The organism is Leisingera sp. SA215 (assembly GCF_055902035.1).
In genome coordinates this window covers 1-11,742 of sequence record NZ_JBVVXU010000046.1, presented here as the reverse complement: position 1 = coordinate 11,742, position 11,742 = coordinate 1, and the positions used below count along the sequence as shown (strand labels likewise).

11 protein-coding genes are annotated in these 11,742 nt (G+C 58.1%); 5 read left to right on the top strand and 6 right to left on the bottom strand.

What is annotated here, in order from left to right; translation table 11 throughout:
• Together AC0KW6_RS21655 and AC0KW6_RS21650 are read left to right on the top strand one after the other, a co-directional pair.
• On the top strand, positions 1–516 hold a 516-nt coding region (locus AC0KW6_RS21655), incomplete at its 5' end, for a transposase (RefSeq protein ID WP_474036073.1).
• Between the two features lie 377 nt (positions 517–893).
• A complete protein-coding gene (locus AC0KW6_RS21650; protein WP_474036072.1) occupies positions 894–1,748 on the top strand; it encodes a DUF5677 domain-containing protein in 855 nt (284 codons plus the stop codon).
• 169 nt (positions 1,749–1,917) lie between these two features.
• Here AC0KW6_RS21650 and AC0KW6_RS21645 read toward each other — a convergent pair whose 3' ends face one another.
• Positions 1,918–3,660: an RNA-directed DNA polymerase gene (locus tag AC0KW6_RS21645; protein ID WP_474036071.1), complete on the bottom strand. Its 1,743-nt coding sequence runs from the start codon at positions 3,658–3,660 to the stop codon at positions 1,918–1,920.
• 323 nt (positions 3,661–3,983) lie between these two features.
• Here AC0KW6_RS21645 and AC0KW6_RS21640 point away from each other — a divergent pair, with 323 nt between their 5' ends.
• Both AC0KW6_RS21640 and AC0KW6_RS21635 read left to right on the top strand, forming a co-directional pair.
• Complete coding sequence (locus AC0KW6_RS21640) at positions 3,984–4,898, top strand: tyrosine-type recombinase/integrase (protein WP_474036070.1); 915 nt, start codon at positions 3,984–3,986, stop codon at positions 4,896–4,898.
• A gap of 6 nt (positions 4,899–4,904) precedes the next feature.
• On the top strand, positions 4,905–6,113 hold the full coding sequence (locus AC0KW6_RS21635) for an IS91 family transposase (protein WP_323783970.1): 1,209 nt from the start codon (positions 4,905–4,907) through the stop codon (positions 6,111–6,113).
• Between the two features lie 767 nt (positions 6,114–6,880).
• Here AC0KW6_RS21635 and AC0KW6_RS21630 read toward each other — a convergent pair.
• The 4 genes from AC0KW6_RS21630 to AC0KW6_RS21615 are packed head-to-tail and all read right to left on the bottom strand — an operon-like array spanning position 6,881 to position 10,967.
• Complete coding sequence (locus tag AC0KW6_RS21630; RefSeq protein ID WP_474036069.1) at positions 6,881–8,515, bottom strand: acyl-CoA synthetase; 1,635 nt, start codon at positions 8,513–8,515, stop codon at positions 6,881–6,883.
• Between the two features lie 4 nt (positions 8,516–8,519).
• Positions 8,520–9,320 (bottom strand): enoyl-CoA hydratase, encoded by an 801-nt coding sequence (locus AC0KW6_RS21625; RefSeq protein WP_474036068.1) that lies wholly within the window; start codon positions 9,318–9,320, stop codon positions 8,520–8,522.
• 22 nt (positions 9,321–9,342) lie between these two features.
• Positions 9,343–9,792: an OsmC family protein gene (locus tag AC0KW6_RS21620; RefSeq protein ID WP_474036067.1), complete on the bottom strand. Its 450-nt coding sequence runs from the start codon at positions 9,790–9,792 to the stop codon at positions 9,343–9,345.
• Positions 9,793–9,824: 32 nt separating this feature from the next.
• Positions 9,825–10,967, bottom strand: a complete 1,143-nt coding sequence (locus tag AC0KW6_RS21615; RefSeq protein WP_474036066.1) for a glycine cleavage T C-terminal barrel domain-containing protein — start codon at positions 10,965–10,967, stop codon at positions 9,825–9,827.
• Here AC0KW6_RS21615 and AC0KW6_RS21610 point away from each other — a divergent pair.
• Positions 10,966–11,091, top strand: a complete 126-nt coding sequence (locus AC0KW6_RS21610; protein ID WP_474036065.1) for a hypothetical protein — start codon at positions 10,966–10,968, stop codon at positions 11,089–11,091. The genes AC0KW6_RS21615 and AC0KW6_RS21610 overlap by 2 nt on opposite strands.
• A 37-nt stretch (positions 11,092–11,128) precedes the next feature.
• Here the strand turns inward: AC0KW6_RS21610 and AC0KW6_RS21605 are convergent, their stop codons facing one another.
• Positions 11,129–11,620, bottom strand: a complete 492-nt coding sequence (locus AC0KW6_RS21605; RefSeq protein WP_474036064.1) for an Lrp/AsnC family transcriptional regulator — start codon at positions 11,618–11,620, stop codon at positions 11,129–11,131.
• Positions 11,621–11,742 lie beyond the last annotated feature (122 nt).

Here is an 11,742-nt window from a genome sequence, read left to right as displayed (position 1 = left end):
CGGAAAATCCTCCCGTTCATTCCCGTCTTCGACAAAGGCGAGCGCAAGGACGGGACATTCTCCCGATCTGACTTCACCTGGGACGATGAGAATGATCGCTACATCTGTCCGGAGGGCAAGGAGAGGCGGCACACTTGGCGAACCTACTCAGATCCAGAGCGGAACGCCCCCAGCTGGCGCTCACGAAAATACCGGGCCTTGAGCGCTGATTGCAGGGACTGCCCCTCAAAAGCCAAATGCTGCCCAAACTCCGAGGTCCGCGCGATCCATCGTGAGAAATACGAAATCGTCAGGGACTTTGCGCGGCAATGCACGGCCTCCGAATACAACTCGACCGCACAGAAGCGGCGCAAGAAGGTGGAGATGCTCTTCGCCCACCTAAAACGCATCCTCGGTCTGGCACGGCTCCGATTACGGGGGCCTTGGGGCGTCCAAGACGAATTCACCCTCGCAGCCACAGCCCAAAACCTCCGGAAATTGGCAAAACTCAAGCCGATGGCACCCGCCGTAGCGTAACAAGGCGGTATCGCCTCAGACTGCCCAACAAAATGTGCGCCGTACCCATCCCCAACGCACAAAACCAAACGACTTTTTCAACGAAATCGGCCCAATCGCGACATTCATACAAGGCGCAGCGATGAAGGTGCTGCGTGCGCGAAAGGCTTCTCGAAAGCGGACCTTCAAATTTGCTCAGTTGACCCAAGGGGGGCTTTGCCCGACTCCAAGGTCAGCGAAGCGCAGGTAGCAACCTTTGCAAAGTCGCTCAGTTTGGGGGCATGATAGAAAGCCATTGCGGCGAACGCACTGGGAAGAACGGACCTTCACTGTAGTTGCAGCTACCAACTATCTTCGAACGGAAGGGAACATCCGGCTGCTAGCCGTAGGAGTATTGTATGCAGAAAGTTCATTTCAAAGCGAATCCTACCGAAACATCGAAAGAGATGTCGGAGCTTGCCGACGTAATATTGGTCTTACTTAACCGAGTTTCCGTCGAACTGACGCTAGAGAGTCAGAGAAACAGTCAGTTGGATGAAGATCAGTTTCGAGTCGCTGTTCGACTGATCCATTCAGCGTGCGAACTAGGCACAATGCTACCAGAATTGATAAAGGAACAATCAATAAGACTTCCGTTCGGTTTGCCAATAACCCGGATGTTCTACGAACGCCTTCTGTCCGCAGCCTACGTATTGTCAGATGACGGGTCTGCAGCCAAACAAGCGATCCACTATGCCCACTACAGTATCTATAAGAACCAAAAAAAGTTCTATTCTGCTGGAGGGTACAAAGAGCTGATATCCGATAGGCTTCAGGTGTCTAAGAAATCCAAACCGATTTCTGATGCACTGAAATTTTTCAAAGACACTAAAACACCGAAAGAGTATCAGCACGATCGCGCTGAACGTGGCGATATCATCGAGAAATCGAGTTCGAAAGCTGCGTTGCTTTTTAGCTCAGTTGAGCAGGGGGGGTATTCTTTGGCATCAGAAATTGTCCATGGAAGCTACCTTTCGACGATTCTTTACACAGATGAGCAACAAGAGCTGACAAAACAAAAGGGGCTAAGTGAAACTTCGACCTGGATAATGATGGCCTTTGCTTTCTCGTCTGAAGCCCTTGGGTGTCTTCTATCTGAGTTGTTTCCACGCTTACCAAGTCCGCATCTGTTGATCGATGCTGGGAAGACATTTTGTCTACTTGAAGCACCAGAGGCTGAAAATCTGATCGAACGAGCTTATCCATTTAACTGAGTTCGTAAGTTCCTGCAATCAGCGCTTCGCAGACTTTTGATACCTGGCACAGCATCGACTCTGGCCCAAGGGCCATGTTGGATGTCTGGTTTGTTGATTCCCACCCGTTATCCTTGCTCTGGCTATAGATCGCCATTGCGCACTTTTTCAAAGTGAAGCGTCGATCCAATCAATCGTAGTTTTGCCAAAAATCGTCGAAATCCTCATAGTGGTCGTCGTCGTCCGGCGCGGGATGCGCTCCATAGATCTGAATCGCGAGATCAATTGCTTGGTCGATACCCTGCTCATGTTCTTGCGCTTGTTGGTCCTGCTCAGGCTGCTGTTGCTGCTCCGGCTGTTGTTCCTGTTCTTGCTGCTGTTCCATTGCAAAGTCCGCTGCGGTAAGTCGCCATCCTTTAAATGCCGTTACGTGAAAGACGTCTGGATCTGTTGAGTAAAACTCGACATCTTGATCACGTAGCTCCGCATATAGGCTGCCTTGATCATCGCCGGTACCTAGCTTTTGGAAAGCTGGGTTGCTGTCCCAGTTCCTTCGCTCAACTTCGTATAGAGGGAGCCAAGCCTCAGTTTGGAAACTGGCATCGCGGTACCGGCGTCTCAGTGCGGGCTTGTCGATAGCAAACAACCCAAGTTGGCTACCATGAAACAGCATTAGATCGACTAGCTCGCTGGAAGCCCCAATACACAAGTCGCAGGTTTTCCGAACAAGCTTTAGGTCTAGAAAAATCGCACCGTATAAGAACCAAAGCAGGTTCCCAACGTCGTTGCGTCTGGCACAGATTTCCACCCCCCATGCAAACACTTTGCGCGTCTCAGCATTTGTCCCCAAGTGTCTATATAACCCCAACAGCAATGGCATTAGCCACCTAGCTTGATGTGGTGTAGCAAACAGCAAACGTTGCAGATACTCTCGAACTAGAGTTTTCTCTGAGTTACGGGCGAGAGCTCTGGCAAACCTTTTGAGGGCGTATCCTGCTACATTCGAGTTTGGATGCTGCGGAATGACAGAGTAGAGAATCTCGAAGAAATGCTCCACGAAACTCTTGCCAGTTTGGCCGTGTAGAGTGTCAAAGCTTCTTTGAAAGTTTGACGGTGCAAAAGACAAACCTTCGTCGATTGATGTCTTGAAGTCATTTAATCTAAGCTCATAACGGCTTATAGTTCGCACGAAGTCGCTTTGTGCTTTTTCCAGTTCACCAATTTCGAACGCACCAATTTGATAGTCGTCGATGTTGTGGAAGACCTGTTGTGATTTGATGCCAGATCGCGCTGAACAAAGATCCGCGTCGATACGAGCTAAAATCATTTCAGAGACTATACGAGAGGTGTCTGGCCCAATGGGTATTCCGACAGTTTGTCGCTGGTTACAATTGCGTACGAACTTATCTAGCTTGTCGCTCCAATGTGCTTTCAAAGTATGCGCGCGGTATTGCCGTTTGGCTTCCTGTTTACCCAGTGCAGCCCAAGGAATCGAATGGGTGTATATCGAACCATAAAAGCGATTTATGTCCACGGTCAGGATGGACGGAAAACTACTTGCAAGGTGTCGCTGGCTTTTTCTCTTTGATGCCAGTGTGGCCGTTTCAATCGCCCTACCTCTAGCGTTGAGGGGGGGGAACTTTGGCCTTGCGCCAGAACATTTGCTTAGCCTCATGACTGAAGAGATTTCAGTCCAGTTTTCGGCAATGAACTGGGAAAGGAGATAGTAGCTAGAAGGATTGACGACCCCAAATGTTCTAAGAACACCTCGAAAGGTTGCCCCGTCAAAGAACGTGGTGCTGCCGTAGTAGTTTTCCGGAGGGGAAAATGCCACTGTGAGAGAGCTAAAGTTCTTAGTTCGAAAAGTCGGAGGGAGTTCGGCCGGATAAAAGCCTCGGTCAAGTAGTCTTGCAAGGCGGGTGTTCTTGGACATCTAATGTTCTCAAATACGAAGTGGTACACAAGCAATCTGTTTCGAGCATTCTTGCGTCAATCTTGCTCACTGTAAACGCCTTAAAGGTTTGGTTCGCGCCGCAGAATCTCCAATTGCTTGCGTCCTGTCGACTTCTGACGAGCGCTATCAGCTTTCTATGTTTGTTTGCAAAGTCTGCAATCTGCGCTTGCACTAAATCGCTCCGCGATAGGGGCTCTGCGTGGCAGGCGTTGGGCTGAAGCGGTATTTGTTTCGCGGTTTAGGAGGTCGGGTGTGTGCTGTTGGCCGAGGTGATTTTGCCTCGGTTGATAGAGGGTTTTCCCATGACCATTCAGCACCCTGCACCGGCGACACCCCTTCGGGCGCGCATGATTGCGGATATGTCCGCACGCAATCTGGGACCAGCGTCGCAGACCAGCCACCTGCGGGCCTGCAAGCGGTTTGCCTCCTGGCTCGGGCGATCTCCGGAGACAGCTTCACCGGATGACGTGAAGCATTTCCAGCTGCATCTGATCGAGAGCGGGACGAGTATCTGCACCCGCAACCAGACCATGACCGGGGTGAAGTTTCTGTTCCGGGTCACCCTGCGCCGGCATGACCTGGCGGCCGAAGTGTTCCACCTCAAGAAGCCCGTGAAGGTTCCCGTTGTGCTGAGCCGCAACGAGGTCAGGCGCATCCTCGCCATGGCCCCCGGCCTGAAGGCGCGCGTGATGCTGTCACTCGCCTATGGATGCGGCCTGCGGGCAAGCGAGGTCGTCCGGCTGAAGGTCGGCGACATCGACGGGGAACAGAACATTATCCGCATCGTGCAGTCGAAGGGACGCAAGGACCGCAACGTGATGCTGCCCGTTGATATTCTGAGCCTGTTGCGGGTCTGGTGGACCGAACGCCCGACCGTCAACGACAGGGGGGTGTCCGGGCCTGACCGCGCGCTCTTTCCCGGCTATTGCGGGCGGCATCTTTCGGCCAGACAGCTCTCGCGGCTGTTCAAGCAGGCAGCGCGTGCAGCGAGTATCACCAAGCCGGTCACACTGCACACCTTGCGTCACAGCTTCGCGACGCATCTGCTGGAGCACGGCGTTGACATCCGGATCATTCAAGCGCTGCTCGGGCATGCCAAACTCACCACGACGGCGCACTATGCCAGCGTTGCTACCGGCATGATCTCGGCGGTGGAGAGCCCGTTGGACGGCCTGACCGCGGCGAAGCGCAGAAAGGGCAGGAAAGGCGCCTCATAGACTGCGTTGTCCCGGCCGAAGCTGGAGGTCGCGGATATCTTCCGGGTCCATGGTTCTGCCTGGCGGGCGGCCAATGCAGGCCATATCAGCCTCGACCAGTTGAAGGTGATGAACGCCATCACGCGCTGCCGCACGGCGGCGCTCGGCGGACATGCCGCACGATGTGAAGACTGCGGGCATGAACACATTGCCTACAACTCTTGCCGCAATCGCCATTGCCCCAAATGCCAGGCGGGTGCAGCCAAGGCCTGGCTGGCGGCGCGCGAGGCCGAACTGCTGCCCGTGCGGTATTTCCACCTCGTCTTCACGCTGCCGAAGCCAATCGCCGAGATTGCGTTTCAAAACAAGCGGGAGATCTACAATCTGCTGATGCGAGCGAGCGCGGACACGGTAATCCGGATTGCCGCCGACCCCAAGCACCTTGGCGCCCGGGCCGGCATCACATCCGTCCTGCACACCTGGGGCTCGGCGATGACGCACCACCCGCATGCCCACATGATCGTGCCGGGCGGCGGCCTGTCTGCGGACGGTGCGCGGTGGATCGCCTGCCGCAGGAACTTCTTCCTCTCCGTCCGGGTTCTGTCCCGCCTCTACCGGCGCCTCATTCTGGACGGGCTGGCCCGGCTGCACAGCGCCGGGAAGCTGCACTTTTTCGGCGATCACGCCGGGCTTGCGGATCGCGAGGCCTTCGACGCTTTCCTGCAACCGCTGCGCAGGATCGATTGGGTCGTGTATGCCAAGGAACCCTTCGCCGGACCCAGGGCAGTGCTGGCATACCTGTCGCGCTACACCCACCGTGTCGCGATCTCCAACAGCCGCCTGATCCGCATGGACGGCCGGAGCGTCACCTTCCGCGTCAAGGATTACCGCGTCAATGGTCCCGGGCGGCATACCGCCATGACCCTCAAGACCGGCGAGTTCATCCGCCGCTTCCTGATCCATGTCCTGCCCAAGGGGCAGCACCGCATCCGCCACTACGGCTTCTTCGGGAATGGCAACCGTGCCGCCAATATCGCCAGGATCAGGGAGCTGCTCGGGGCCGAAACATCTGATCAGGGTCACGCGCACGACAGCACGGCCGATGACGCCGATGCACTTGCCCGCGTCCTCGCGCTGCCATGCCCCTGCTGCGGCGGGCACCTGATCATCGTCGAAACCATCGCTCCAGAACGACGCCCCAGGGCGCCGCCAGGAACAGCGAGGGCTGCTGCATGATACGCGCGCCAAAGACCGGAAGCCCAATTGCCGCTGTTCGCGATACCGCTTGCGGCCAGTCCGGCATGCCTGCAACCCGGATAGTAGTGGTGGTGAGGTTGCCGAGCCCCGCGAGACCCGGCGCATGCCCCTCAAAGCTCACAAAATCCGTGCCGAAGCTGCCTGCAACGAGCGCTGTTGGCCCAACCTGCAAAACAAGAACCAAGGCCATCAACCGATTCAAATCCCCATAGAGCCAGCTGGTCTACCCAATTCCAACACCGCGATTTCCCGCTTGCGCGCTTCTCCGACGCCAGGCAATGCTGCGCGCTACTCGCCCCCCTCGAGTGGCGTCCGAGAAACCGGCAGCTTCGCTGCCGCTCGTGCCTGGCGCAGCATTCGGCTCTGTGGGCTCTGTGCCGCCCAATGCCAGTGCTGCGTGATCCAGGTTGAGGGCGGATAGGAACCTGCCGTTCGCCTCGGAGGCTAAGTAGCTGAGACTCTGTGTCTTCATTCGATGCGCCGACATTGGCGCTTCCATAGCCAGCGTTCGGGCTAAACACCGCGAAAGCGGGCGCAGAGCCCGTTTTACCGAACAAGCAGTTGCAGCATTTCGCAGCCGCAGCGAAATCGCGCGAGAACGATCGGCCCTTAGCTGCCGCTCATGCTTATATCGCATGCTACACCGCTTCCGTCATTTCGGACATTCGCTGTACTTGCAAAACACCCGCAGCTGCCTTGAGGTTAACCGGAGCAGCACTTAAGCCTGCGAAGCGCTGCTCCCCTGGTTATGACTCGATTTCCTTTGCCTGTTCGCGTAAGGCAAATTTCTGGATCTTGCCGGTCGAGGTTCTGGGGATCTCCGTGAACACAAACCTGCCAGGAACCTTGTAGGGCGCCAGACGGCCGCGGCACCAGCTGCGCAGGATCTCCGCATCGGCCTGTTTGCCCTTGGCCAGCTCGACAAAGGCGCAGGGGGTTTCGCCCCATTTTTCATGCGGCATTGCCACAACGGCAGCAACCGCAACCGCCGGGTGGCGGTAAAGCGCCTCTTCGACCTCGATCGAGGAGATGTTCTCACCACCCGAGATGATGATGTCCTTTGACCTGTCCTTGAGCTGGATATAGCCGTCGGGATGCATGACACCCAGATCGCCGGAGTGGAACCAGCCGCCGGCAAAGGCTTCCTCGGTGGCCTTGGGATTGCGGAAGTAACCCTTCATCACGACGTTGCCGCGGAACATCACCTCGCCCATGGTCCGGCCGTCGCGTGGAACCGGCTGCATCGTCTCCGGGTTCAGCACGTCCAGCTGCTCCAGCGGCAGGTAGCGTACGCCCTGGCGCGCCTTCAGGGCGGCCTGTTCGGCGGGGGGAAGATCCGACCAGCTGTGGTGCCAGTCATTGACCACCGCAGGGCCGTAGGTTTCCGTCAGCCCATAAAGGTGGGTCACCTCGAAGCCTGCGGCCTTCATGTCCGCCAGCAGGCTTTCGGGCGGCGGAGCGGCGGCGGTAAAGAATTGCACCGGCTGGGCGAGATCGCGCTTGGCCTCTTCCGGCGCCGAGATCAGCAGCGACATCACAATGGGGGCGCCGCAGAGGTGGGTCACGCCTTCATCCGCCAGGGCGTTCCAGATGGGTTCTGCCCGCACCTGCCGCAAGCACACATGGGTGCCTGCGATGGCGGACAGTGTCCAGGGGAAGCACCAGCCGTTGCAGTGGAACATCGGCAGGGTCCAGAGATAGACCGCGTGTTTCTGCATCGAGGTGGTCAGCGCGTTGCCCTGCGCCAGCAGATAGGCGCCCCGGTGGTGCGAAACCACGCCCTTGGGGTCGCCGGTGGTGCCGGAGGTGTAGTTGATCGAGATCGCATCCCATTCGTCCTCAGGCATCAGCCAGGCGAAATCCGGGTTGCTGCGGGTCAGAAACACCTCGTAGTCGGCGGCCTCCGCATCTGCCGGCACACCGCCATACTCTGGGTCATCATACTGGATCAGTATGGGCGACACCGTGGCAAGGGCCAGTGCCTCCTGCATCAGCGGCATGAACTCGCTGTCGACGATCACCAGTTTCGACATCGCGTGGTCGAGCTGGAACGCGATCACCGCCGCATCCAGCCGGGTGTTGATCGAATGCAGCACCGCACCGCACATCGGCACGCCGTAATGGCATTCCAGCATCGCCGGCGTGTTGGGCAGCAGCGCCGACACGGTGTCACCGCGTCCAATGCCGTTCTTGGCCAGGGCAGAGGCAAGCCGCCGCGAGCGCGCATAAAACTCCGCATAGCTGCGCCGCAAGGCCCCATGCACGATTGCCGTGCGGTCCGGAAAAACGCTGGCGGCGCGTTCCAGGAAGGTCAGCGGTGTCAGCGGCTGATAGTTCGCGGGGGTGCGGTCCAGACCGGTGTTGTACGGGTTTTCCGTCATGGTCCTATTGATCCTGCCATTGGGGGCTGCGTTTTTCGAGGAAGGCGCCGATGCCCTCTTCGGCATCACTGGCGAGCATGTTGCCGACCATCACGCCGGAGGCATAGTCATAGGCTTCCGGCAGCGGCATCTCCCGCTGGGTATAGAAGGCGCGCTTGCCGGTGGCCAATGTCATCACCGACTTCGAGGCGATCTTGCGGGCCATTTCCATTGTGGCCTCCCGCAGCTCTGCGGGCGGAACGGCGCGGTTGATCAGGCCGATCTCCTCTGCCCTCCGGGCCGGGGTCATGTCGCCGGTCAGCAGCATTTCCATTGCATGCTTGCTGGAAACGTTGCGCGACAGCGCCACCATCGGCGTCGAGCAGAACAGGCCGATATGCACCCCCGGTGTGCTGAACTGCGCGGTGTCCTCGGCAACGGCCAGGTCACAGCTGGCTACCAGCTGGCAGCCTGCCGCGGTGGCGATCCCCGTGACCTCGGCAATCACCGGCTTGGGGCAGTTCACGATGGCCTGCATGGTGGCAGAGCACATCGCCATCACCTTGGCAAAATAGGCCCGCCCACCATCCCCTGCCACGCGTCCGGCGGTCATCTCCTTCAGATCATGCCCGGCGCAATAGGCCGGGCCGTTTGCCGCCAGGACGACAACACGCACCTGTGAATTTTCTCCTGCATCGGCGAAAGCTTGGGCCAACGCCGCCAGCATCGCCTCAGACAGGGCATTACGCCGCGCGGAATCGTTCAGAGTCAGTCGAAGGATGCCATCGTCATCCAGATCGCTCAGCAAAATGTCTTGCTGTTGCACAGGGCATCTCCTTTGTTGGGGGTCAGCGGATGTTGATCTCGACGCTGTCGGCGAGCGTATTGGCGATGAAGCAATAGCGGTGGGCGCGATCCTGCATCTCCCCCAGCTCTTTTTCGCTGACGGAAAATCCGGTGTCGAAACGCACCACTGGGTGCAGGTCGATGCGTGTCACCGACATCTGGCCCTTAGGGTTCTTGCCCAGATGCGCCTCGGCGTAATCGTGGAAGGTGGCCACCGGCCAGCCGGCTTTGGCCGCCAGCGCCAGGAAGGTCATCATGTGGCAGCTGGACAGGGCCGAGGCCAGCGCCTGTTCCGGGTTGGTGTTGCCCGGATCTCCGCCCCAATCGGGGGCGGAGTCCACTTGGACGTCATAGCTGTTGTTGTACTGCACCGTGTGGGCGTTCGAATACTGGCCGGTTTGCAGCACAGGTTCAGCACGCTGCCAGTGCAGCTGGATTGAAAGGTCGGACATGGCGGTATCCCTCATTATCGCTCAGCCAGCGCTCAGGCTGCGGCCAGGGTTTTCTTCGGATCGAAGAAGGGGATTTCCACGATGGTCGCACGGGCAGGGACGGTGCCGGCCGTGACCTCAACCGTTGCCCCCAGCACGGCCTCGTACGCCGAGACCATTGCCAGTGCGATGTTCTGATCCAGCCGCGGCGAATAGACGGCAGAGGTGACCTTGCCGATGGCAGTGCCATCCTTGCTGACCGGCCAGAAGGTGGTGTTGGGCCCGGTCAACGGTGCGCCTTCAATGATCAGGCCCACTTGCTTGCGGCTGACGCCTTGCTCCTTGATTTCCCGCAGGGCCGTCTTGCCGATGAAGCTGGCTTCCATATCGAGGTTCACCAGCCGGTCCAGCCCAAGTTCATAGGGGTTGGTGTTGATATCGGCGTCAGCGTGGTAAGACAGCATGCCGCCCTCGATACGGCGGATCGAGGAGGTATGGCCGGGCTTCAGCCCGAACGGCTCCCCCGCTGCCATGATCTTTTCCCACAGCTCATCACCGCGCGACCCGTCCTGTAGGTACAGCTCATATCCCAGTTCGCTGGACCAGCCGGTGCGGGACACGATCAGCGGAATACCGTCCAGATCAACCTCGCGCAGCCAGTAGTATTTCAGATCCATGATGCTGTCGCCGAACAGCGCGCGCATGATCTCGCCGGACTTCGGGCCTTGCAGTTGAAGCGGTGAGACGTCGGGTTCGACGATGGAGATATCCATTCCGGAATGCACCGCCACGCCCTGCGCCCATAAAAGGATGTCGCTGTCTGCCAGCGAGATCCAGAAATGGTTTTCCGCCAGCCTCAGCAGGATCGGGTCGTTCAGGATGCCGCCGCTGTCATTGGTGATCAGCACGTATTTGCACTGGCCTACGGCCATCTTCGACAGGTCGCGCGGGGTCAGCATCTGCACGAATTTCGCCGCATCCTGGCCGGTGATCTCCACCTGGCGCTCGACCGCCACATCGCACAGGATCGCGTCGTTCACCAAGTTCCAGAAGTTCTGCTCCGGATCGCCGAAATTGCGCGGGATGTACATATGGTTGTACACCGAGAACCCCTTGGCGCCCCAACGCACAGTGGCGTCGAAATAGGGGGATTTGCGGATCTGTGTGCCGAACCCGAAACCATCTGATTGCATCATGTCTTTCACCCTTTGCACCGTCGGCTCGATCAGCCGCGGACTGTTTGAACTGGGTGAAGGATTACCCGCACAGGCAGGCCGGGAGCGGACTGAAAACAAGACCTGGGCAGACCAAACGGACTGATGTCAGACAGGCTTGCAGACCGTTCAGACGCTTCCGGTTATTTGCCGGACCTGGCCGCCAAGCCGGAAAGATTCGGCTGGGCGGATTTGACGTGGCGCGTCACGATGTAAGTCATGTAGCGGTCAATCCCCAGTTCGGCCGCCAGCAGGGTTTCAATCAGCTCCTGAAATGCTGCCAGGCTTGGTGTAAAGACCTTCATGACGTAATCCATGCCACCGCCTGTGGCGATGCATTCGGTGACCTCGTCCAGCTTCCGGATATGGCCCTCGAAACGGTCAAAATCAGACTTGCGGTGATGTGTGAGAGAGACGGTCACGACCACCTGCGTGAAATCACAGACCCGGTCGAGTGCAACGTCGGCGTGGTAGCCGCGGATGAACCCGGCTGCCTTCAATTTCGTAAGCCGGGCCCAGCACGGGGTCGGCGACAAGTTGACGATCTCCGCCAGCTTGGTTTTGCTAAGCTGGCCGTGCTTCTGGACTGCGCTGAGGATGCGGATATCAGTCGCATCAAGGCTGAATTTGTCCATGCATCGGGGCCTTTCAAAGCAAGGGTTTGGCAGTCCAATACAATCACCAGCAATAGCCCGGAAGCAACATTTTGCCCCAGCGAGGCTGGTTTGGGGCGCAGGCCACTGGCTGATTACCGTCT